28 protein-coding genes are annotated in these 23943 nt (G+C 33.4%); 5 read left to right on the top strand and 23 right to left on the bottom strand.

The genetic code is table 11. The annotated features are described in order from the left end of the window. Positions 1–27: 27 nt before the first annotated feature. Positions 28–516 carry a DinB family protein gene (locus tag I5818_RS11685; protein ID WP_078111306.1) on the bottom strand — a complete coding sequence of 163 codons (489 nt, stop codon included), beginning with the start codon at positions 514–516 and terminating at the stop codon, positions 28–30. A gap of 209 nt (positions 517–725) precedes the next feature. On the opposite strand from I5818_RS11685, the gene I5818_RS11680 reads away from it, so the two are divergent. Then, entirely contained in the window at positions 726–1481 is a 756-nt protein-coding gene (locus tag I5818_RS11680; RefSeq protein ID WP_071974983.1) for an AAA family ATPase, read from the top strand. A 35-nt stretch (positions 1482–1516) separates the two neighbouring features. Here the strand turns inward: I5818_RS11680 and I5818_RS11675 are convergent, their stop codons facing one another. Next, the gene (locus I5818_RS11675) at positions 1517–3304 is read right to left on the bottom strand and encodes an ABC transporter substrate-binding protein (protein ID WP_078111307.1); all 1788 of its coding nucleotides are present in this window, start codon (positions 3302–3304) and stop codon (positions 1517–1519) included. A gap of 117 nt (positions 3305–3421) precedes the next feature. Between I5818_RS11675 and I5818_RS11670 the strand changes: the two genes are divergently transcribed. Further along, positions 3422–4651: an MFS transporter gene (locus I5818_RS11670; protein WP_071974898.1), complete on the top strand. Its 1230-nt coding sequence runs from the start codon at positions 3422–3424 to the stop codon at positions 4649–4651. Positions 4652–4683: 32 nt separating this feature from the next. Here I5818_RS11670 and I5818_RS11665 read toward each other — a convergent pair whose 3' ends face one another. Next, positions 4684–5574, bottom strand: a complete 891-nt coding sequence (locus I5818_RS11665) for a superoxide dismutase (RefSeq protein WP_078111308.1) — start codon at positions 5572–5574, stop codon at positions 4684–4686. Positions 5575–5716: 142 nt separating this feature from the next. On the opposite strand from I5818_RS11665, the gene I5818_RS11660 reads away from it, so the two are divergent. Then, positions 5717–6532 (top strand): EcsC family protein, encoded by an 816-nt coding sequence (locus I5818_RS11660; protein ID WP_078111309.1) that lies wholly within the window; start codon positions 5717–5719, stop codon positions 6530–6532. A 103-nt stretch (positions 6533–6635) separates the two neighbouring features. Here I5818_RS11660 and I5818_RS11655 read toward each other — a convergent pair whose 3' ends face one another. After that, positions 6636–7544: a hypothetical protein gene (locus tag I5818_RS11655; protein WP_071974901.1), complete on the bottom strand. Its 909-nt coding sequence runs from the start codon at positions 7542–7544 to the stop codon at positions 6636–6638. Between the two features lie 67 nt (positions 7545–7611). After that, a complete protein-coding gene (locus I5818_RS11650) occupies positions 7612–8418 on the bottom strand; it encodes a GNAT family N-acetyltransferase (RefSeq protein ID WP_071974902.1) in 807 nt (268 codons plus the stop codon). A gap of 960 nt (positions 8419–9378) precedes the next feature. On the opposite strand from I5818_RS11650, the gene I5818_RS11645 reads away from it, so the two are divergent. Beyond that, positions 9379–9789, top strand: coding sequence for a GNAT family N-acetyltransferase (locus I5818_RS11645; protein ID WP_058004453.1), 411 nt, complete (start codon positions 9379–9381; stop codon positions 9787–9789). Between the two features lie 107 nt (positions 9790–9896). Here the strand turns inward: I5818_RS11645 and I5818_RS11640 are convergent, their stop codons facing one another. The 15 genes from I5818_RS11640 to I5818_RS11570 form a co-directional block, all read right to left on the bottom strand. Further along, a complete protein-coding gene (locus tag I5818_RS11640) occupies positions 9897–10229 on the bottom strand; it encodes an antibiotic biosynthesis monooxygenase (RefSeq protein ID WP_235849780.1) in 333 nt (110 codons plus the stop codon). Continuing rightward, entirely contained in the window at positions 10226–10636 is a 411-nt protein-coding gene (locus tag I5818_RS11635) for an ankyrin repeat domain-containing protein (protein WP_058004452.1), read from the bottom strand. Before I5818_RS11635 ends, I5818_RS11640 begins: the two co-directional genes overlap by 4 nt. Further along, positions 10633–11418 (bottom strand): ABC transporter ATP-binding protein, encoded by a 786-nt coding sequence (locus tag I5818_RS11630; protein WP_071974904.1) that lies wholly within the window; start codon positions 11416–11418, stop codon positions 10633–10635. Before I5818_RS11630 ends, I5818_RS11635 begins: the two co-directional genes overlap by 4 nt. Further along, positions 11405–12382: a FecCD family ABC transporter permease gene (locus tag I5818_RS11625; protein ID WP_058004469.1), complete on the bottom strand. Its 978-nt coding sequence runs from the start codon at positions 12380–12382 to the stop codon at positions 11405–11407. Before I5818_RS11625 ends, I5818_RS11630 begins: the two co-directional genes overlap by 14 nt. Positions 12383–12446: 64 nt before the next feature. Beyond that, the gene (locus I5818_RS11620) at positions 12447–13394 is read right to left on the bottom strand and encodes an ABC transporter substrate-binding protein (RefSeq protein WP_058004451.1); all 948 of its coding nucleotides are present in this window, start codon (positions 13392–13394) and stop codon (positions 12447–12449) included. 170 nt (positions 13395–13564) lie between these two features. After that, positions 13565–14416 (bottom strand): metal ABC transporter permease, encoded by an 852-nt coding sequence (locus tag I5818_RS11615; protein WP_078110989.1) that lies wholly within the window; start codon positions 14414–14416, stop codon positions 13565–13567. Further along, positions 14362–15069: a metal ABC transporter ATP-binding protein gene (locus I5818_RS11610; RefSeq protein ID WP_058004449.1), complete on the bottom strand. Its 708-nt coding sequence runs from the start codon at positions 15067–15069 to the stop codon at positions 14362–14364. The genes I5818_RS11615 and I5818_RS11610 overlap by 55 nt, the downstream gene beginning before the upstream one ends. Positions 15070–15190: 121 nt before the next feature. After that, on the bottom strand, positions 15191–16114 hold the full coding sequence (locus I5818_RS11605; protein WP_078110988.1) for a metal ABC transporter substrate-binding protein: 924 nt from the start codon (positions 16112–16114) through the stop codon (positions 15191–15193). A 235-nt stretch (positions 16115–16349) separates the two neighbouring features. Then, positions 16350–16967: an NUDIX hydrolase gene (locus I5818_RS11600; protein ID WP_071974907.1), complete on the bottom strand. Its 618-nt coding sequence runs from the start codon at positions 16965–16967 to the stop codon at positions 16350–16352. 46 nt (positions 16968–17013) lie between these two features. After that, the gene (locus tag I5818_RS11595; protein WP_209391907.1) at positions 17014–17922 is read right to left on the bottom strand and encodes a Gfo/Idh/MocA family protein; all 909 of its coding nucleotides are present in this window, start codon (positions 17920–17922) and stop codon (positions 17014–17016) included. Positions 17923–18091: 169 nt separating this feature from the next. Next, on the bottom strand, positions 18092–18283 hold the full coding sequence (locus tag I5818_RS11590; RefSeq protein ID WP_058004445.1) for a YbxH family protein: 192 nt from the start codon (positions 18281–18283) through the stop codon (positions 18092–18094). A 54-nt stretch (positions 18284–18337) separates the two neighbouring features. Next, positions 18338–18583 carry a sigma-G-dependent sporulation-specific acid-soluble spore protein CsgA gene (locus I5818_RS11585; RefSeq protein ID WP_058004444.1) on the bottom strand — a complete coding sequence of 82 codons (246 nt, stop codon included), beginning with the start codon at positions 18581–18583 and terminating at the stop codon, positions 18338–18340. An 84-nt stretch (positions 18584–18667) separates the two neighbouring features. Further along, positions 18668–19636, bottom strand: a complete 969-nt coding sequence (locus I5818_RS11580) for a DMT family transporter (protein WP_078111310.1) — start codon at positions 19634–19636, stop codon at positions 18668–18670. 232 nt (positions 19637–19868) lie between these two features. After that, positions 19869–20159, bottom strand: coding sequence for a YxcD family protein (locus tag I5818_RS11575; RefSeq protein WP_058004442.1), 291 nt, complete (start codon positions 20157–20159; stop codon positions 19869–19871). A 1-nt stretch (position 20160) separates the two neighbouring features. Next, positions 20161–20595: a hypothetical protein gene (locus tag I5818_RS11570; RefSeq protein WP_058004441.1), complete on the bottom strand. Its 435-nt coding sequence runs from the start codon at positions 20593–20595 to the stop codon at positions 20161–20163. 246 nt (positions 20596–20841) lie between these two features. Here I5818_RS11570 and I5818_RS11565 point away from each other — a divergent pair, with 246 nt between their 5' ends. Continuing rightward, positions 20842–21603, top strand: coding sequence for a DUF1836 domain-containing protein (locus I5818_RS11565; protein WP_058004440.1), 762 nt, complete (start codon positions 20842–20844; stop codon positions 21601–21603). A gap of 224 nt (positions 21604–21827) precedes the next feature. Here the strand turns inward: I5818_RS11565 and hisIE are convergent, their stop codons facing one another. The 3 genes from hisIE to hisA are packed head-to-tail and all read right to left on the bottom strand — an operon-like array spanning position 21828 to position 23933. Further along, positions 21828–22478 carry a bifunctional phosphoribosyl-AMP cyclohydrolase/phosphoribosyl-ATP diphosphatase HisIE gene (gene hisIE / locus I5818_RS11560; RefSeq protein WP_071974909.1) on the bottom strand — a complete coding sequence of 217 codons (651 nt, stop codon included), beginning with the start codon at positions 22476–22478 and terminating at the stop codon, positions 21828–21830. Further along, positions 22462–23232 (bottom strand): imidazole glycerol phosphate synthase subunit HisF, encoded by a 771-nt coding sequence (hisF, locus tag I5818_RS11555; RefSeq protein WP_078110848.1) that lies wholly within the window; start codon positions 23230–23232, stop codon positions 22462–22464. The genes hisIE and hisF overlap by 17 nt, the downstream gene beginning before the upstream one ends. Next, positions 23229–23933, bottom strand: a complete 705-nt coding sequence (gene hisA, locus I5818_RS11550; protein WP_078110849.1) for a 1-(5-phosphoribosyl)-5-[(5-phosphoribosylamino)methylideneamino]imidazole-4-carboxamide isomerase — start codon at positions 23931–23933, stop codon at positions 23229–23231. The genes hisF and hisA overlap by 4 nt, the downstream gene beginning before the upstream one ends. Positions 23934–23943: the final 10 nt, after the last annotated feature.

Below are 23943 nucleotides of genomic sequence, written 5' to 3'. Positions count from 1 at the left end.
TAGCTAAAAAGAAACTTAAATTCAGTTCTAATTCACACCATTCATGGTGTCCCAATTGCCTTGGCTTTTACGTATATGAACGATCTGACCAATGTGATACGCATGATGTATTGGAATGTTTAATAACACTTCCCACCAAGTACTATTAGAATCATGTGGTGGATTGCTGTCTAACTTAGTTTCATGACAGTTTGAAATCTCTTCTTCCCATTGATTTAAAATTTCATTAAATTGTTGAAGGATGGATTTCCAGTCACTATCATTTTTATAGATGAATGTTTGATCATTCATAATATCTTCCTTAATTACCATTTTCCCTTGAAATCTTTTTAAGTAAAGTTCATTCCAAAACAACAAATGCTGAATAATTTCTTTAATGCTATTTGTTTTATCTGCATCTTTATTCACAGCATCTGCATCATCTAGACCATTTAAAGCATCATTTAGTGAAGCAAACCAGCCGCTTTCATTATGACAGGCACGCATTTGCTCTAGTAAAAATTCTTTACGTTCCATAAATACACTCCTTTTCATTTAAATATATGTATTCTCTACTACTATAAATAATCCTCTTTTAAATCTTTTAAGTAAAAATTCACCAATAGGTTTTTACTAATTTTTACCACAATCCTGTAAAAACACTAAAAGACGTCATTTATTTGTGATATGCTAAAACATATCATTGAATTCATTAAATTTATAGTGGGTGATTCTTTTTGGAACCGATTTTACATCAACCATATATTAAACACCTCGAATTAAAAACGGAGGAAATTCCATCTTATAATTATTATCCATTCAATCTTCCCATTCTGAAATCAATAGACAGGATTCAATTTCATCCGAAGGTAACTTATTTAGTAGGAGAAAATGGAATGGGTAAATCTACTTTACTCGAAGCGATTGCCGTTGCTATTGGATTTAATCCAGAAGGAGGAACCTTTAACTTTAATTTTTCCACTTATGATTCCCATTCAGAATTGGAACAGTATATAAAACTAGCCAAAGGGGTTTTTCGCCCCGAAGATGGTTTTTTTCTTCGTGCAGAAACATTTTATAATGTTGCTTCCAATATTGAACAGTTGGATCAAGAATCATTATCTGTACCACGGGTCATTGATTCTTATGGAGGTGTTTCTTTGCATGAGCAATCACATGGGGAATCCTTTTTTGCCACGTTTTTAAATCGTTTTAATGGTAATGGCCTATATATTCTGGATGAACCTGAAGCAGCACTTTCTCCTTTAAGACAATTATCCATGCTTACAAGAATCCATGAACTTGTGAATCAGCAATCACAATTTGTTATTGCCACACACTCACCAATTATTATGGCGTATCCAGATTCAAAGATTATTGAGTTAACTGATGAAGGAATAAATGAAGTTTCCTTGGAGGAAACCAACCATTATTCTATTATGAAACAATTCTTTAATGATAAAGAAAGATTACTACATCATCTATTCCAACATGAAGAATGAAGGGGGGTCTGAGGACTTTCAGACACCCCTTTTCATTATTTTATCCACAACTCTTTATAACCAACTCTACCATTTGACGTTAATTCTATCCCCTTTATACGACTATTCAATTTTACATCTACATGATGGTACCGATGGTATAAAAATTTTATTATTTTATTATTTTTAAGCCAATCCTCAATTCCATATAGAATTTCGAATTGTTCTGTAAAGTCTATATTGGTCTTCAAATAATCTAATTGAATTTTAAGATAATTACTATTATCAGGAGATAAAATATTTGATATAAAAAAAGTTTCAGATTGATAACAAAGAGAAAGAGCAAGTATTTGATTGGGAGATAATGCTAACCCAGTAACAATGACATCTGCATTTTGTAATACACTTGGCTTTGCTAGCTCGTAATGACTAATAATATGAACATAAACGTCCACCCCTAATTGTTCCCATCTCTTTTTAATCCATCTTGCTTCTTTTTCATAATTAGCACCTTTTCTAATCTCAGTGGCATATATATGAATGGATTGCTTAGGAATATTTACTATTTTTTCGACTGGGTTACTATTTTCGCAGTATTCAACCTTCTTTTGAAGGATTTTTGACCTATTTGGTATAAAGCTATGTGCAGGTACAGCACCTATCTCTTGGTAATGTCTTTCCATTTCCTTTGTATTCAACGCATTGATTAAAATATCTCTAGTTTCTTTACAACTTATAAGACTATGTTTCTTTTCATTAAATGTTAAATAGCAAGCTCCTTCTTCTATCTTTGTCAATGTCTCCCATTGTTCATGATGTTTATTTTTAAAGTGAAGATGGTATTGTATATTTGAGTCACTTGGATATAATTCTGGTAAATTTATCATCTCAATTTGATCTAAGAATGTTCTCCCTTTAAAATAAACAGGATGATTATTTAAAACAACCATTGTATCATCGTTCTGTGTTATTTTATATGGTCCAGTTCCAATCGGGTATTTTCCAAATGCCTCCTTACTATGATTGATTACTTCTATAGGAATTATTGCTGTATGTAACAGGGTTAAGTAATGAAGAAATAGATGATTGGGTTCTTTTAAAACAAATTGTACAGCTCTTTTATTAATCACAATAATATCTTTTACTAGATCAGTTATCGTTTGTTTATTTTCTCGTTCAGGTAGATTTTTTAGACGATTCATCGTATGGAATACATCCTTTGCATCTAATTCCCTTCCATGGTGAAAAAGAACCCCTTTTCTAAGATGAAATATCCAGTTAATTCCTTCTCGATCCACTTCCCATTGGTGGGCTAAATGGGGAACAATGCTTTTATGTTCTTCATTATATATCACTAACGTATCATAAATATGTTCAGCTATATGTGCCTCATGTCTTGAGAGAATCAGTGCTGGATCCAGTGATATAATAGATTGGTAAAATGCGTATCGAAAAATATCTTTCGAATCATCCAAAACTTTTTCCTCCTGAATACCTAAATGCCTCTGAAATTCTTCAAGAAGGTTCGGGTATTCCCCTGAAGGTAATTGCTTCATGATTTTTACAGCATCTGTAAAATCTCCTTTTTTCAACTTTTGTAATGCTTGTTCCACTAATATATCGTTTTTAGATAAATTCAAAATTAATGTTGATTTTTTTCCACGGCCCCTTTGAGGCAACCAACTTATCCATTTCACTTCATTCATTTGCTTAAGAAGCATTTTTGTATATCTAGTTGAAATATTTAAGCAGTCAGCAATCTCATCAACAGATGGATACCATTTTTGTTTTATTTTTTGCTCATATTTTTCTAGTAATTGTTGATAGTGCTCAAATAATTGCATATACCCTCCTAAAAGGTGAACTTTTTCCTCCAATAGAATATCACTTTTTAATCACCTTTTTAATGTTTACTATTATTTTAGCAGTATGCTAATAACGAACAAAGTAGGAGGCTAAAGATGGAAAAACCACTTTCAATGATTCCCAATGAAACAGAGCCATCTCTATGGAAAAATAAGAATATCATATTACTCTGGTCTGGTTCATTAATTTCAAGTTTTGGATATCAATTTTATATCGTTGCCTTGCCACTATTAATCTATCATTTAACGGAATCACCGTTGGCAATGAGTACAATGAGGGCTGTTGAATTTGTACCAAATGTTATATTAGGAGTATTTGCAGGTATCTTTGTTGATCGATTTAATCGCAAAAGAATTATGACTTGGATGACCATTATTCAGATTACTGTAATAGCTTCTCTAGTTATGATGTTAATATTTAAATGGATTGCTATTTGGCAATTATTTTTATTTGGCTTTTTACTTTCATCATCAAGCTATACATTAGGAAATGCACAACACGCACTCGTTCCTACACTCGTTTCTAAGAATTTCTTAACCGAAGTTAATGCAAGGTTTTCCTTGATAAGCACATTAGTTAATTTAATTGGCCCTGGTATGGCAGGACTTATTTTATCTTTAACTACCTTTCACATTAGTTTTGGTTTGTATGGCATATGTTTAATTGCCTTATTATGTTGCATATTTAGCTTATCGATTGAATCACATGAGAAAAAAGTAAAAAAAACATCCCTATGGGACGACTTTAAAGAGGGATGGTCAGAATTAGTACTAAACAAAACTCTATTACCACCGACCATCGCTATTCTTTTTATGAACTTTGCCTCTAGTCTTATTCTAGGTGTGTATATGTTCTATGCGATCGATCAATTAGGGACATCAGAAAGCCAAGTAGGTATACTATTAAGTATTGGAAGTATCGGTGGACTAGTTGGGGCATTTTTCGCACCGAAAATCCGCAAAAAAATACCCAGAGGAAGATTATTTAGTTATTGCATTTTAATTGATTCAATTGGCATGATCTGCATGAGTATTGTTCCTGTTTGGTGGCTCTTAGGCTGCTGCTTATTACTACGTACATTGGCAGTAACCATTACTAATATTATTTACTTAAGTATTCGACAAGAATTCACCCCTAATCACTTACTAGGTCGAGTAGCGGGAACATCATCTATGTTAATGAAATTAGCTACACCAGGTGCGCTTTTATTATCAGGTGTACTAGCAGGATTTCTACCAATTAAACTACTATTTGTTATAGCAGGTATCTTAATGATAATCATTTACCTTTTTATCCGTAAACAAGCAATTGTTCATATCCGTTAAGTTAGTGGTGTTATTTCCTACTAACTTAATGATTAAAAAGGTTTCCATTTTAACTTCTTTGCTTCTTCAAAACGTTTTTCAACATTTCTCCAATAAACAATATTCCACCATGAATCAACGTATTGATCGCGGTTATTCTTATATTGTAAGTAATAGGCATGTTCCCACACATCTAAGACTAATAGTGGAATAGTATCCCATTGGGTTAGAAATTGATGTCTTTCTGCTTGTAGAATTTCTAAGCGATGGGAACGTGGTGACCATACTAATATGGACCATCCAACCCCTTCAACTTTTTTAGCAGCCTCTGAAAAATGCTTTTTGAATAGATCATAACTCCTAAAATCATTTCGAATTTGCTTTGCTAATTCACCTTGCGGCATCCCTCCTCCGTGGGGGTTCATTACTTCCCAAAAAATTGTATGGAGATAATGTCCTGATCCATGGAACGCTGCTTCTCGCTCCCAATGTTTGATTAATTCATATCTATTTTTGTTACGTGCCTCCTCTAACATCGTTTCAGCCTTATTTAATCCATCTACATAACTTTTATGGTGTTTATCATGATGAAGTCTCATAATTTCTTCACTTATATATGGCTCTAATGCATTATACTCATAGGGTAATGGAGGAAGTATATGTTTACCAATTGGAATTGCTGTTTGAATTCTGTTTCGTTTTGCTTCTAGAGGCTTTAATGATTGATTAATGTCACTTACGGAGCGTTGAATCATTAAAATTTTAGATTCATTTGTTTTCGAGTCTTCAAGTTGCTTGTTAACTAGTTCTTTCGTTTCATTAATCAATAATTGAATATCCTCCTCCCCAGTATCATTGTTTAAATCTACAATAAAAATTGATACCTCTTCCAACCATGAATTTACATCATTCAAATAACTTCTCAGTTCTTCCTGATTGGCCATCCCCTTCATCTCCTCTCTCACTCACTATTTCTATTGTATTGTTGCTCACATGTACACATACCAAAATGTAGTCACGTATGTTGTAAAACCCGTCTGGAAAATATAGTATAATAATAAATAAAATGCGAAAGTGAGATAACAGATGGAATCAAGGGAAGAACTAGAACTAGAACTCAAAAAAATTAAAAAATGGGAAAAATCTGCTAGTGGCCTATGGATCTGGGAGCGAATCAGCAGACTTCCATTTAAACTACTGGACAAGTTAACCCCTCATTTTATCCATAATAAGATTGGCATTCTTTTAGATGATTTAGGAAGTTTTATTCAAACAGGTGGAAAATATTTAACCTCTGAAAAACAAATTTTTCGCTTAATTGAAAAAGAGAGTGAAGTTAGAATCGAAAGTTATGAGGACATTGATCATCTTTCTTTACAAGAAATGAGGACCATTTGTGATGACCTTATTCAACGTCGGACAAAGGTAGCCACACTCCAAGGAGCAACAACGGGGATTGGTGGAATCGTTACATTGGCGATCGATATTCCTGCAATTTTAGGCTTGTCATTAAAAACATTACAAGAAATCGCAATCGTTCACGGTTTTAATCCAAATAATAAAGACGAACGAATATTTATTCTAAAATGCTTGCAATTCTCATCTTCAGATGTTGTAGGGAAAAAAGCCATTTTAAAAGAGTTATCCGCCTTTTATAATCAAGAAGAATGCTCAAATGAAGTAATGTCACAATTACAAGGCTGGCGCGAGGTTGTCTACACGTTCCGAGATCAATTTGGGTGGAAAAAGCTATTTCAAATGGTTCCCATTGCCGGAATACTTTTCGGAGCGATCTCTAACCGCTCCATGATAAATGATGTAGCAGAAGTAGGAAAAATGTTATATCAAAAAAGAAAGATCCAGGAACGGTTACAGCAATTAGAAATGAAAGATTTTAATTAGATAGATAAAATCTTCGTCAAATATTCCATAGAAAACAATAACAAAGGCAAAACCACTGAAAATAAATGATCAGTGGTTTTGTTTAAATGACTTGGTAATGGCTTTATTCTTGCCACCCTGTTAACTCATTATTATCAAAGGTTAAATGTTTAATATCTGAGTATATCCATTGTTCTGATACTCCTTGATCTGTAGGGAATATCTTAATTTGTAATGGCTTTCCCCAAGCTGAATAAACCACTTCCTGTTTTGACATACCAGCCGTAAGCGGGATATTTTTTACTTGATCACCTTTATATTCTTGATTCATAATTCTATTGTTAATTTTTACTATATATTTTTCTTTCCACTCATCTAATGCTAAATATTTAGTAACAAATGCTTCTATTTCTTTATTCTTTTCTCCTTTATACAGGGGGCTAATACTTAAAAGCAAGTCGAAGAAGTGATTTGTTTCTCCATTTTTTTGTAATTCTTCAATGGCATATCCATACGATAACAAACTATCTAAAGTTTCTTTATCTAGCGTATCATCTATATAGGAATGTAAAGAATCAAAGTTCTTATTTTCGATGATTGATAAAATCCTTTTTATCTTTTCTTTCTTTGCATCTTCTTCTATTTTCACATCTGCAACAATTTGATTAACGCTTTTAACTAAATCCTTCGACAATACTTCCTTATGTTTTATAAATCCTTCAGTATACAAGAAATATAGTCTTTTATTATCCTTTGAAGTTATTAAATGTTGTACAACCTTATTATACATTTCATTAGCCATATTTCTTGCTGTAGTTGAAGTAAACTGGTCAATATATTTACTATACGTTTCGAAAAAATTCTGGGCACTTAAATTCTCCTGTGAATAAACTTCTAATATTTCTAACCAGGTAAGTTCTGTTTCTGTTGGTTCCTCTCCTTCCTTTTCTGATTTTTGCTGAATTGCAGTATTTGAACATGCTGATAAAATAAGTATGGTAAACAATAAAAAAATTGAGAGTGCTTTTTTCAATATATACTCCCCCTTCTATTCTCATTGATAAATTGAGATTTTATCAACATTCTATGTAGCATTGTAATTATTTTTGCACCCAAATTGTCTTTGTATAAGCAATCTTCATCCCAGCTCGTTCCATATTATTTTGGCTAATGCTGCCGAACCTTGCTTGTCCAACAATCATTTTACAACCTTGTGATTTCGCAAGTTGAATCCGGGAACTTATTAAGGCTTGATGAATACCATTATTTCTATAACTAGGTTCAGTTGCAGCTGCTGCAAGGGTTGCAATTGAATCTTTAATAAAGATGACACCAACACCAGCTGGTTGGTCGGAGAAGGATGCAAGATAAAAGGTCCAACCATCCCTATTATGTAGAACTTGATTATTTTGGGCGATTCCATCCTGTAAAAATGCAGGAAGCTGAAATCCATTCGTATAAATTTCTGCGAATAAGTGAAATTCATCCTTTTCTAATTCACGTATCAATATTTCAGAATATGTATGATCATTTATTGATTGTAAATCGGCAAATAAAGTTGAATGAAAATCAGTTTGATAGAACCCAATGCGAGCTAAATAGGTTAAAAACTTAGAGGATACATGTGCTGGAGTAATTTCTAAACGAACCGGAATATCTTTTTGCTTATAATAATTAATGATATTTTCAACTTCGTTTTGATCTTCATCTGTTATACCCTTTACAGTATTAAATGATGGACCCGGAATACTCCTTGCTGAGAAAGCTGTAGCATTACCGAATTTTTCGACTTCAATCCCCATGGGATTTGAATGGATATTTTGAATAGCATTTAATCTTGAGTGAAGTGTATTTATTTCAGCAGCTTCTAATACTTTTGCCAATTCATTTGTTACAACAAGAGTCATATCCTTGCGCCCCTTCTTTGCTTAATTGATTTTATTAGAGCTAACCATAATTTCACTAACTACACACTTAATATACTAATAAACGCTTAGTTAGTAAAATAGATAATTCAGTAATAGCTTCCTAGTTTCCAAGTCGGTAAAAAATGCAACATATCCTCCATGAATTTTTTAGTCACTTTTACCATCCTTAATAAACATCATTACTATTTTATTTAGTTAACATCCACAAAAAGATCATTTTTTTAGCCCTTCATTATTTCAATCCACCAAACTTCCTATCGAATGAAATATTTATATTTACCAACCGTATAATCTAGTAATAAATAAAAGGCGATGATTGTAATGTTCAAATCAGTATTTGCAAATTTAATTGTCAACCTGGTGAGCTATGTTATTGTTTTTTCTGTGTTAATTCGTATTTCTAGTGGAGATGTTTGGATGATTGTAATGTCCATACTCGTAATAGCACTTAAAGCAATACACGACATAGTTAAATACAAAAAAACCAACACAAAGGATTCCTAAAAAAGCAGATTTGTTTATCATATAGTTCGGCAAATTATTTTTGTAATATTTTTCCTCAACGCATATGATTGTGTTAAAGTTGAGAAAAGGAGGAAAACAATGAAAGCTATAAAATTACCTGTTGTCATAATCCTTGTCTCGTTAATTGTTGGTGCAATTGGTTATTTTTTATTTATGAATGTTTTTATTCCAAATTTGATGGGACCTCAGTAAATCTAAGTTTTTAGAACTGGAAGGTAACAAAATGCTTAATATGTTTAATTAAGTAATCTCTTCAAGTATAAAGTAATTAAAAAGTAAATAAAAAAGGAATTTTTCAGCTTGAGTCGAATTACTTAAAGAATCACATGCATTGTTTGGAGGTCATGATTTTGTTACTTTACTTTTGATATATCATCAGCCTAAAAAGAATTTAATATTTAGGAGTTGAAAGTGATGATATATAAAAATTCTCTTGATGAAGTTTCTTCAGACATGTTGGATGGCTTTTTTGTTGATTGGCTTAATCCTCCAAATCCACAAACACATTTAAAACTATTAAAAAACAGCAGTAAAGTAGTCATAGCTATAGATAATAATACAAATCAAGTAGTTGGATTTATAACAGCTATTAGCGACGGGGTGTTAACTGCATACATTCCGTTACTTGAAGTGTTGCCAGAATATAAAAATAAAGGGATTGGTAAGGAGTTAGTCAAAAGAATATTAAAAGAACTAGATGGTATTTATATGGTTGACCTGTGTTGTGATGACGACTTGGTTCCTTATTATGAAAAGTTTGGAATGAGAAAATCAAACGGAATGATCGTAAGAAATTACGAAATGCAGTCCGGAAATTTTAAATAAATTAAGAAATGTAAAAACACTTAGGTATCCTTCCCAAGTGTTTTTATGTGTAAGATTTTCAATTAGGACCAATTGTGATTTGGAGAGTGACTTTTTTATCAAGATTATTAGAGTGAACCTGGTTGATGTTGATAAACTACCTCAAATGTAGTCAAACTAGAGCTTATTATAGGGCTTTCTACTGAAGATTTTTCTTTTGACTGACTATGGGATTTTGTCGATTCTCTACTGTTTAACCATTTTTCAAAAAAACTCTGATCTTCCCATGTGGTACAGATTTTTAATTCATCGTAATCTAAGCTATTCTCCTTCTTCAACACCTCCATAAAGACAAATCCTTCAAATGTATGGACAGCCTTCGGTTTTTCAAATCGAATGAGAATTTCATCTGCTTTTCCTTTTTGTAATCTAATCGTATTTACGGCTTTCATCATTTTCATTTATTTGACACCTCTGGAACAATGGATTTTAAATATTCATATACTGGTAAAGCACATTCCCCTCCTATTTGGGCATGACGAATAAGAGGGATTCCATGTGGTCCTTTTGAATGAATCACATCTGGATAAACATTGAGAATTTCTTTCACTATGTTCAAGTGACCAAGCATTGCAGCAGCAAAAATGTCCATTCTCGCTCCGTTTTCTAATAACCACACGGCGATTTCCTTATTTCCTGTATGGGCTGCTGCCCCCAGTCCACTTTCCCAATCATCACCTCCCCAATTAATCACAGAATGAATAAGATCAGGTTCTTTTGAAACAAGTCTTTTTACCTCTTCAAAATTTCCATGTGCAGCTACAATGAATTCCCTTATTATTTCAATATTCAAAGGCTCTTTTTTCATCTGTTTCCTTCCTTTCTTGAGCGAATTGGGGTAAAAAATGGCTTACCTTCTTTACTATCAATTTCAGCATCTATTTCAAAAATTGTTTGAAACATTTCTTTGCATAATACCTGCTGTGGTCTACCATCAAAATACACAGATCCATCTTTAATGGCGATTAAACGATCACTGTATCTTGATGCCTGATTAATATCATGCAGGACCATTACCACAGTCATCCCTAGGCTAATATTAAGAGAATGTATCAGTTCCATCACTTCAAGCTGATGAGAGATATCGAGATAAGTTGTCGGTTCATCTAATAATAGAATGTTTGGTCGTTGAGCAATTGCCATGGCAATCCATGCTCTTTGTCTTTCACCACCAGAAAGGGACTGTAGCATACGATTCCTATTTTTAGAAAGCCTAGTTACATTTATAGCCCATTCAATGATTTTTTTATCTTCACTTGTTAATTTGCTATATTTTCGTTGATGTGGATATCGCCCAAACTCAACTAGCTCACTTACAGTCAAATCAAGTTGATGATCATGCATTTGCGGCAGCATTGCAAGCTTTTTAGCGATATCAATACTATTCATCCTTTGTATACTATTTCCATCGAGGATCACCTCCCCGCATTTCGGACGTATGAGGCGTGAAATTATTCGAAGAAGTGTTGATTTTCCTGAACCATTTGGTCCTATTAAACTAACAATCTCTCCTTTTTTAATTTCTATATCAATCGCCTCTAACAGAAAAGAAGAAGAATATTCATACGAAACATCCTTAGTAAGAAGCAAAAGAATCCCTCCGTCTATGAATCAAATATAAGAAAAACGGTCCACCTAAGAATGATAATAATAGTCCAACAGGTAACTCAATCGGATTAAATGCACTACGGGCAACTGTATCAGCAATGACAACTAGTATGGCTCCTCCAAGAGCTGAAGCGGGTAATAAATAACGATAATCACCACCAATAATCATTCGCAAAATATGTGGAATAACAAGGCCAACAAAACCTATTAACCCAGCAACACTTACAGCAATGCCTGCAAGAAGCGTACTAAGAAGAATGAGGAAGAATCTACTTTTCTCTACATGATGTCCGAGCAATGTCGCCACTTCATCCCCAAGCCGTAAGATTCGAATATGTCTAATGGAAAAGATAGAAATAATTAATGCCGCTAATGCGTAATAGATTATCATGTTAAACTGAACCCAGCCAACACCGGCAATCCCTCCAGCAAGCCAAGATAGTACAGACTGAACACGATCACTATATATCAGCATTAATGCACTAGAGCATGCTCCGATTATGGCATTGATCGCAACCCCAACTAATACAATTCTGACAGGCGATGTCCCTCCTTTCCATGACATCCCGTAAACTACCATGGCAGTCAAAAGCGCACCTAAAAATGCAGCAAGTGGTAAAAAGTAAATGTATGCTGGAAATAAAATCATAATTAAAGTTGCTGCGAGACCTGCACCGGAAGATACACCGATAATCCCAGGATCAGCTAAAGGATTTTTCATGACCCCTTGTAAGATCGCCCCAGATGCAGCGAGACACATTCCAACAATCATGCCAATAATAATACGGGGCAAGCGTATATCCCAAACAATTCGTCTAGCGAGGGAGTCTTCAGAATCAAATAGTCCTCTCCATATCTCTCCAAGTGAAAAAGTCACTGTCCCAATCATCAAACACACTATACAGGATATAAGCAACAAAAAAGAGAATAAAACTATCACAAACATACGTTTCCTAATAAAAGGATGAATATTCTTTACTGTTTTTATGTCATCTGCTATTACTTCCAAATTACTTCACCTTACTTAAGCTTTCTTTCATAACTTCAAGAGCTTCTACTACCTTTGTGCCTGGATTTGTGCCAAATAGATTTGATGGAAGAACAACAACATTGCCATTTTTTACTGCATCTAGATTTTTCCATGCTGCATTCTTCTTCATTTCCTTTTCAAAAGCATCTTTTACTGCGTTTGGATCACCATGAGTAATCAGCATAACCACTTGAGGATTTCTTTCAATCATCTTTTCGACACTTAAACTAGCATATTGTGGATAGGAATCTTCTTTTGGAAAATCTGCAGCAATGTTTTCGCCACCTGCTTTTTCTAGTAAATCGCCGGATAAAGAATTGGGAAGCGCAGCTAAATATGTACCTGGTGCACCATATACTAATAATGCCTTAACTGGGCTGGCTACTTCCTCTTTCATTCCTTCTACACGTTTAGAAATTCTTTGATTTACCTTTTCTGCTTCAGTCTCCTTTTGTAATAACGTTCCGTATAATCGGATCGAATTTTGAATATCATCAATTGAGTTTGCCTCCGTGAAGATTACTTTCGTACCTTGTTTCTCAATATTTGCTGCATGTTGCTTGAAACTCATACCAGCAATCAATACCGAGGGGTGAATTTCGGCAATTTTTTCAAAATTAGGTTGATGTGGATTTCCAATTTCAGCAATTGTTTCCAACTCTTTAGCAACTTCACCACTTACCGTTGGGCGTCCAGTCACATTGGCTCCTAATGATAATAAAATATCTAAATCGCCGGAGCTTAATGTAGCAATTGAATCCGGAACCTTGTCAAATGAAAGATTTTGTCCTGATGCATCCGTCACTTTGATTGCTATCCCTTCGACACTTTTATTTTCAGAACCTGATGCCTCCTTTGTCCCATTATCACATGCAGTAAGCGCCACTAATAAAACGAAACTGAATAAAATGAATGTATATTTCTTCAATTTCCAACCACTCCTTAATTAATAATGAGAATCATTCTCGTTATTTGGAGTATACCGAGAATGATTCTCATTGTCAATTATATTTAAGGAATTTTCGAAAATTAAAGCTCCTAATCTAAACCAAAAAAGCTATCCAATTCACTCAAACATGAATGGGATAGCTTTTTCAATTAATTATATAATTGTTTATGCTTTTTCCGTTTCAAACTTCTAGCAGAATGAAGGATTAGTTTTTGAACAGAAAAGCCAACCAACAAAATGACTACTAATAATAGCGTGATAGTAGCTCCTGGTGGAGTTCCTAATTGATAACTTGTAATTAGACCTGAAAAAATACTAAACAATGCTATAATCATTGCTGTTGCAAACACCATTTTAAATCCTTTCGTTAACCGAATGGCAAATGCAGCAGGTAGAACTAGTAAAGCTGAAACAAGTAATACACCAATCGTTGGAATGATCACTGAAATAGCCAAGCCGGTAATAATACTAAATGACAAGGATAAAAGTTTCGTATTAATGCCACTTGTAAATGCGGTATCCTCATCAAAAGTCATTAAATATAAAGGCCTTCGAAGGATAAAGAAATATAGTAAAATAACGATTGTAACACCAACCATTGTATAAACCTGTGAACTACTAATAGTTACAATCGATCCAAACAAGAACTGATCAATATTAGTAGTCATTCCACCATCAGTTATACTCATTAAAAATAATGCAAAGCTCAATCCCGCAGCCATTAAAATAGCAATCGACACCTCCGAATACGTATGATAAGCCCTTCTCATATATTCAATCCCAACCGCGCCAATGATGACTACAACAATCGTTGAAAACGTTACATTTGTATGAATAAAAAATCCAATCGCAACCCCTGCTAATGAAATGTGAGATAGTGTATCTGCCATTAATGCTTGCCTTCTTAAAACTAGAAAAACTCCTAAAAGCGGGGCGATAATACCAATTAGTCCACCAGCCCAAAACGCCCGTTGCATGAATTCAAGGTTAAACATTTCCATCCGCCTTGCTCCCCTTTCTCTAAGTGGATGATTTTATCAAGATAATCCTCTACCTCATCCTGATCATGTGTAACCATGATGACTGTGCGATTATGCTTTTTTACTTGATGACTCATAAACTCATAAAAGCCTTTTCGGCTTTCAAAATCCATCCCTGTTGTCGGCTCATCCAAGACTAATAGATCTGGTTCAGATGCCAATGTACGAGCAATACAAATTTTTTGTTTTTGCCCACCTGATAATGCGCCAATTTTGTGGTTTCGAAATTCCCACATACCAACCATTTCAAGTGCATTTTTTACATTTAACTCATCAGTTTCATTTAATCGCCTGAACCATTTTCCTTTTGGATATCTACCGGAACGAACAAGTTCAATTACTGTACTTGGGAAACCAACATTGAAGGATGCAATTTGTTGTGGTACATATCCAATCGTAAGACGTTTTCCTTGAGCATTTTTCTTACTAATGATCACTTCACCTTCCCATGGCTTTAATAAACCAAGCATAATCTTCAACATCGTTGACTTAGAAGCACCATTAGGACCAGTAATTCCAACAAACTCTCCACTATTTAATTCAAACGAAACCCCATTTAGTGCAGGGGTATGAGTATATCCAAATACAATATTGTGTAATGATGCTAATTTCACATGTACCAGTCCTTTCTCTAATTAAAGACAAAAAGCGTGCGTTTGAACATTGCACACGCTTTTGGTTTTGCCTCAATAGTAAATTACCAAGTAATAATAAGAAACGAGTATGATTAACATTCTAATCAATTACAGACTTTTTAATCGCATCTAGATTCTTTTGCATTACCGTAATATAATTTGAACCCTTTTCCTGTTCTTCCTTACTTAAACCTTCTAGTGTACTTAATACTTCGGTTTTTGCACCAATTTCATTCGCTAATGTCTCAGCAACTTTTGGGGATGTAAGTTCCTCAAAATAAATGATTTTAACTTGATGCTCTTCAGCAAATTGTTTTAGCTCACTTAATTTAGACGGACTTGGTTCTTGAGAAGGAGATAAACCGGCAATAGGAACTTGCTTAAGTCCATATTCCTTTGTCAAATAACCAAATGCAGAATGCTGTGTGATAATTTCCTTTTTCTTCGCATCTTTTAAGGCTGTTTGGTAGTCTCGATCTAATTTTGATAATTTTTCAATGTATCGATCACTATTTTTTTGATAATATTCTTTATTTTTAGGATCAGCTTTTATTATTGCACTTGTTATTGCTTTAACTTCTTTCTGCGCTAATACTGGGCTTAACCAAACATGTGGATCAACATTTTCATGATGATTATCCGATGAATTTCCAGCTAAATGGATCTTGCTACTAGCCTCAACAAAAGAAAGTTTCTCATTCCCTACACTTTTTTGAATGGCAGGGACCCAAGTTTCGAAATATTGACTGTTATAGACAAATAGATCTGCATTTTGAATACGGCCAACATCTTTCGGTGATGGCTCCCAATCATGTGGTTCAATATTAGACGGAATTAAAAGTTCGACATTCGCTTTATCCTTAGCAATATTCTTTGTAAATTCATACATCGGATAAAAAGTAGTTACAATTTGCAATTTTCCATTGTTCCCATCTTTTACTGCAGACCTACTTGAACAGCCACTGACAATGAATAAAGTAGAGATAACCATTATTAGACTGATCATATAATGTCTTTTTAGCATATACGTACCTCGTTTCTATGAATCGACATAATTACGATTTATCATGTTCAATTAAAATATAAGTATACTATTCTTTTATCTTTTCTTTTTTTTTAAACAAAATCATTCCGATTTACAATTCAAAGGAAAAAAGAAAAACAAAATATCCTCTCTAATAATAATACGGAATCATTCTTATTTGCAAGTATTTTATTTTTCCTTTTAACGACATTAATATAAACTTTAGATGGATATATTATCTATCGCTAGATTCATTATTTATTATTTCAATAAAATTTTTTAATATATTTGCTGTTAATCCCCAAATAGTATAACTTCCATAAAAATAGAACAATTCATCCATATGTCTAATTTGCCATTTATATTTTTCCCCACCGTAAATTGAATGGAAAGGAAAGTCTTTTTCAGGTTCTGCATGAAAATGTACCTTATAGTATTCTGGATCTGTTTCCATAAAAAAAGATAAAGGAACTGTAAACGTTTCTGCTACTTCCTCTGGGTTAGGAATAATTTCTACCTCGTCTCTTATTATTCCTGCATATGGATAAATAATGGTACCAAATGGTGACACAACATAATCTAATGGAAATATTTGTTCAATATTTCCTGAATCCACGCCAAGTTCTTCCTTTGTTTCACGAAGGGCTGTCATTTTGGAATCTCTATCTGTTTTATCTACTCTACCTCCAGGAAAACAAACTTCTCCTGGCTGCCTTCTCATATGATAGGCACGGACCTCGAATAAAATATGATACTCTTCTTTCTTCTTAATAATAGGTAAAAAAACAGCGTACTTACTATAATTTATTTCACCAATTATTTTTGGAATTCGATTTAAATATTTCTCTAACAACTTAGACCCTCCCTTCTTCCATGTTCAAAAAATCCACTACAACTAATTAAATTTCTGCAATCTTATTTACAATCATTTCACATAACTCATGAGTTTTGACGAGCTCTTCTTTAGTAATGGATGGAGCATGATTATATTCAATTGCGTGAATAAAATCTGCTACTGCTTGTTCAAATCCACGTTTGTACAGGGTCTGCTCCCAATCACTATATCCAATTCTTGTTTCATTTCTATCTTTTCGAATGATTAATTCTGCCACATTGGTCACTACTCTTTTTTCTTCTGAATTCATTATTTCAAGTTTCTCTTCATTTGTTCCACTATCACGATTCATTATCCCTATTGCTGTACCATATTTTGAAATTAATTGAATAACTACATGGTAAAGAAGCTGATTTTTTTTTCTGCCATTAATGACAATATCCTCAATTGGATAAGGAAACATATATAATAATGTATCTACAACATGGATAAAGTCATCAAAAATAAATTTTCTATTATCTTCAGGGAGGTTTTGGCGATTTTTTTGCATAATAATCATGTTAGGATTGGAAAGCTCTTTTAAATTTTGATAAGAAGGTGCAAATCTTCGGTTAAACCCCGCAGTTAAGATTAATTTATTTTTTTCTGCTAATCTAAGTAATTTTTCCGTTGATTCAAGATCATATGTAATTGGTTTATCCACATAAACATGAATATTATTTTCAAGAAGTTTTTCGATAATTTCTTCATGGGATTCTGTCGCACTATGAACAAAAGCTCCTGTTATTCCGCTAGTTATTAAAGATGATAGGGATTCATGGCTCTTATTAAAACGATATTTTTCTTGAATATTTTTTAACTTGATTTGATTTCTTGTATAAAGATGGATTTCAATATTTTCAATACTAGATAATACGGGTAAATAGGCTTTATTGGCTATATCCCCAAGTCCGATAATTCCAATTTTCAACATGATTTTCACCTCATTGTATTTATATTCTTCTATATTAAATATTAGCACGTATCCAGTAATGAATAAACTGAGACTCCAGTTTAAAATGAAAAACAGACTACAATTTATAGTCTGTTTTATAAGAATATGACGTTGGTTTACATAATAAAATTATAGTATATCAATTTCATCACTGATGGACCTGTGCACAGTAGTGATTCACCAATTCTTCAATTTGATTATGTTCAGGGAATTTACCTTGGAATTCGAATTTAATTTCTTCAACAAATTTTCCTTCCTTATATACATGTATTGCCCCATCTTGACTAATAACGCTAAATTCAGGTTCAAATATATAACCGTTTCTTTCTATTGCACCCATAGCTTGACATCCCCTTTATTTCAATTGCTTGCCATTTTAAATGATGATCAAACTTTAGATAAGTAATTCATAAACTTCATTTAGCTGATGTACTCTCTTCTCATCCTTTTCATTCTGTGCATAAGAAATTTCATCTTTTAAAATTGAGTTTAAAAAAGAAATTTCTTCCTCATCTAAATCTCTTACAAATTCTTCTTCGTTTTGATAATGATTTTGTAATTTTTTATAAATCCTTTGCCCTGTTGACCGATTTACATGGTTTGATAATGATTCTCTTAAGTAGGCTAAAGTTGTATCCAATTATTTTCACCTCAAATTAGAATATACCTCTATCATATAAATTCGGTTAAAATTTCATAAATCATGCATACCAATTTTTCTTAATTAAGCACCAATTTCTTCATTTATAATTACATCTTTTGGACGTGAAATATAACTATGTAGAATCATTCCTATAATAACGAGAAAAATACCAAATAAGGCAAACATTGATGGAAATGCTGCATGTAAAATAATAATTTCTCCAATTAGAGCAAATAATATTTCAACAGACTGGGTTGCTTCCACAGCTGCTAGTTGAGAAACATCATCTTTAACAAGATCAGTCGCTTTAAAAAACAGGACAGTTGCAATAACTCCTGAAGAAATAGCAATAATTAATGACTGATTCATCTGGCTTACACTAGGAGTTCCGACTGTTTTAAGAGCATAAACAGATAGGATGATCCAAAAAGGTAGACTCGCAATGGTCATTCCTAATACCCTTTGAAATGGATCTAATCTTCCTTCACATATTTGCATCATCTTTCGATTACCCAGTGGATAGGCGAAAGATGCAATCAGAACAGGAAGCACAACCAATAATGTACTCTTTAGAGAAATGTCCTCCCCTTGATTAAATTGCATACAAAATACACCTATTAAGATTATTAAAGACATCATTAATCCTTTAAAAGGGATTTTCCCTTTCACCTTTACAGGACCATTTGGTGTTTGGATCACTTCTGAGAAAAATGGGACAAGTAGTGAGCCCGAAATGATGGTGATTTGCCATGTTCCAGCAACAAGCCAACCAGGACCATACGCAGATGAAAAACATAAAGGACCATAAAATAATCCAAACCCAACACAGCTCCATAATAACCATTGAACAGGATGCTTTTTCATTTCTCTTAGTAAATCTTTAAGATTTTTTCTCCATAAAACAATAATCAATAAAAATGGAATCATGAAAAAATAGCGTAATGATGCACTCCATAGCCAACTGCCACCAGAAAGTTCCATTGAACGATTTAGTACAAAAGTTATGGCAAAAAAGAAAGCTGCACCAATGCCTAATATAATTGCTTTCATAACCTACCTCCTTAGTTGAATCTACCCATGATGTATGTGTCTAAAGAATGCGAAGATATCTACACCTGTACTTCATGTTATTTATCAGTTTAACTGACTAGATTATTAACAAAATTAAGAAAAGTGCTCTTTTACAAAAAATCTATATTACAAGAATATTCGTTTAGACAAAAAAAATCTAGAGGAGTTTTTCCTCTAGATTTTTTAATATGCATTAAATCATTATTTCTGTTCAACTTACATATGCGATAATGCCTTCTTCATCATTTAATTCTAATTCTAATGCTACAGCCATAGGGTCAACTCCATGTTCCGTATCAAGCCAGTGACGAAGTGCTTCAATCAATTTCACTTCATTTAGTTGATGTAAACGATCATTTAATTCAACCTCTGCACCAAATCCAGTATCATCATCGAAAACTAATTCAACCGATACCTCTTCTGGGTGAATATAATTTTTATCCGCAATATAGATACATATCGCATTGATGATATCTTGTTCGTATATCGCTGTCTTCTCCATATTAGTTATACCTTCTTGTTTTATTTCGCTTGAAGAAGCTGAAGATTCGTACAATAACCATAATCACTCCAATAAGAATGATGACATTTACAAATCCTGCTAGGATGGATCCAAAAGCACCCATTCCCATTCCTCCAAATAGGTTACCAATTAGTAATCCACCTAATCCACCAAGAAGCATACCTTTCATAAATCCGCCTTTATTGGTTTTATTGGTAACAGATTTTGAGTTTGAAAACGTATTATTTTTCTTTTCTTGCTGGAATCTATTTGTGTTTGTATTCTTATTCGTTGAAAAAGGTGTTGATTGTGAAGGACTATATGATCGTTTTCCTGAACGATACCCTTTAGCATCAGCATCATGAACAAAACCAATACTTGTGACACTAAATATTAATGTAAATGCAGTTAAAAACATGATCAGTTTTTTTCTCACTTATGATTCTCCTTTTTTAGTTAAAGTTTTTACGAGTTCCTATGAACCTATTATATGAACTTTTGAAGAAAAAATCAAGATTTTTTTATATTAGACACTAAAAAGTCAAAAATATCAAAAGATTTCTAACGTCTTCTAGTAGAAATTCAATAGAGGATTTGAATTTTTTTTAAATAGTAGTTTGACATTTCATATTACTAATCATAACATAAGTTCATAAGAACCTTGTTTTATGGAGGTGGAATGGTGCTTACCTTTCAATTAACTAGAAAAGAAATGGCTGAGCTATTATTATCTCTTAAAGGATGGAATAACAATCGGCCGATAACGATTCTCCAAGAAGCTTGGATTCGTTCAAACCATATCACAGTAGATGAACAAAAACCATTAAATGCATTTATTACAACCGTTTTAGCACCTATATTTGAAAAAGTGATTAAATATGATAAAACAGAAATTGCATTTTCATTAAATGAGATTGTTGCACTTGGAAATCAAATAGAGAATACTAACTTTACGACTACTGCTGTTCAAAATTGGGTAAAAAGAGATATTAAAGAAATGATTTCTTCCCCTCAGAAAGGGAAAAAATATTCTTTGGAACAAACTGCATTATTATTTCTAGTTGAAGATTTGAAAACAGCACTAGATTTTGAATCGATTCGTAAATTATTAAAATTAGTCGTAAATGATCCGGAAAATGAAAATGATGATTTAATAAATCCCGTTCATTTATATGCAGCTTACTCTACTATTTTTGATCAAATTAATCAGCAATATCATAATCAAACAAGCCATACAATCCAAGATATTGAAAACATGATTGAATCAACTGCTAACCAATTGGTGGATGAGTATTCTCATCTTTCGGATAAACACCGAGAAGCTATTAGGAATACAATTGTTATTGCTACTCTATCTGTTTTCACAGCATATTTCCAAATGTATGCTCGCAAGTACCTATCGGCAACCTTATTTTTGCAAGATTTTACGAACCAAAATTCTTGATCACTTTCAGCACTAAGTTTGTTTAGAAACTTAGTTTTTTTAATCCATTAAGACATTCGAAAAGTAATTTTACTATTTTTTATTATATACATGCACTTATATAGTTTTTAGATCATCTGTGTCTTGAATGGATTATATAAAGAAGTTTCGGTTCAAATGATTAGTGTTTATAAAAAATAAGCTATAAAAAAACAGACCCGACATAGTCTCAGGTCTGTTTACTATTACCAGTTTTTAATTTCTTGACGGTCTCCTTTACTATTTCCCTTTTTGGCAAATCTATTTTTTAATTCTTCTTCAATTTCAGAAAGTGAAATGTTTTTCTCCGCCATCAAAACGAAAATATGATAAAATAAATCACTGCATTCACTAATCATTTCTTTAGGATCGTCATTTTTAGCAGCTATAATGACCTCTCCAGCTTCTTCTATCACTTTTTTTCCTATTTTATCGATACCTTTACTAAGCAAATAGTTGGTATATGAATTCTCCAAAGGATTTACTTTCCGATCATTGATTTCCGTCATCATCTTATTGAAGATATCTGTCTCCTTTTCATTTGGCTCAGAAAATCCCGGAACCGTACGATAAAAACAAGAAGTCTTTCCTGTATGACAGGCAGGTCCAGATGGTTCAACATAAATAAGCAATGTATCCGCATCACAATCAAATTGAATGGATTGCACCTTCTGTCTATTCCCAGAAGTCGCACCCTTATTCCAAAGTGATTGACGACTGCGTGAATAGAACCATGTTTCCTTCGTTTCCAAAGTTTTTTGATATGCTTCTTCATTCATATAAGCAAGCATTAAGACATCTTTTGAATGTATATCAACAATAATTGCTGGAATTAATCCTTTAGAAAACTCGAACATCACGAATATTCACCCCATTTTCCTTACAAATCTCCTTTACTTCTTGAATCGTACATACACCGTCGTGAAAGATAGATGCTGCTAATCCTGCAGATACATTGGTTTCAGCAAAAACGTCAAGAAAATGGTGAGGCTTCCCACAACCACCTGATGCAATGATTGGTATATTCACACTATCGACTATTGTTTTTGTTAATGGAATGTCGAAACCATCTTTCACTCCATCATAATCAACACTAGTTAACAGAATTTCTCCAGCTCCTAAACGTTCCACATCCTTCGCCCATTCGATTGCATTTAATCCTGTATTCTTATTTCCTCCATGTGTCATCACATGCCATGTACCGTCAGGAAATCGTTTTGCATCTATTGCTACCACTACACATTGAGAACCGAAGCGATCTGATGCATCTTTTATTAATTGCGGATTAGCAACAGCTGCAGAATTAATTCCTATCTTATCCGCTCCCGCCCTTAATAGTTCGGTTACATCATCAATCGTTCTTACTCCACCACCGACAGTAAAAGGAACAAACACTTGTTCAGCTGTTTTTTTTACCACATCAATCATTGTTCTTCTGCCTTCATTTGTTGCGGAAATATCCAAAAAAACTAGCTCGTCTGCACCATTTTCAGAGTAAAATTTTGCTAAATCTACAGGATCACCAAGCTGCCTTAAAGATTTAAAATTGACGCCTTTTACGACAGATCCATTTTTAACATCTAGACACGGAATAATTCTCTTGGCAATCATATCTGATCCCTCCGGAGAGTTACTTTTCCATCATAAATTGCTTTACCAACTATCGCTTCAGTTATCCCAATCCCTGACAAAGAAAGAATGTCCTCATAATGACGTATTCCTCCTGATGCAATAATTTTACAACCGACTTGATTAACGATTTTTTCTAGATGATAAAGATTAGGTCCACTCATTGTTCCATCCTTTGAAATATCGGTGTAGATAATTGTTTCAACGCCAAGCTGCTCCATTTTTTTTGCAAATTCGAGATAATTGACTTCTGAAATATTTTCCCATCCACTCGTAGCCACTTTTCCATTTTTTGCATCGATGCCAATGACAATGTGATGATGATATTTTTTTAATGCTTCCTGCAAGAATCCTGGTTTTTCAATTGCCGCTGTCCCTAACACCAGTCTTGCAACCCCTGCACAAATATATTTATCAATCGTTTCTAGATCACGAATACCTCCACCGACCTGAATAGGTATCCTCGAAATTTCTACTAGTTTCCTAATTAATTCAAACTGTACACTTGTTCCCCGCCTTGCTCCATCAAGATCAACAATATGTACAAGCTCAGCTCCATCCTCAATAAATTGTTGAATTTGTATAAGAGGATCACTTGCCACTTCAGTGGTTTTTCGAAAATCCCCTTGGTACAACCGTACACATTTTCCATTTATTAAATCAATCGCCGGTATAATCCTCATCTTGTAACCA

Source organism: Heyndrickxia oleronia (genome assembly GCF_017809215.1).
Classification (GTDB): domain Bacteria; phylum Bacillota; class Bacilli; order Bacillales; family Bacillaceae_C; genus Heyndrickxia; species Heyndrickxia oleronia.
This window is presented reverse-complemented; position numbering and strand designations above follow the sequence as displayed.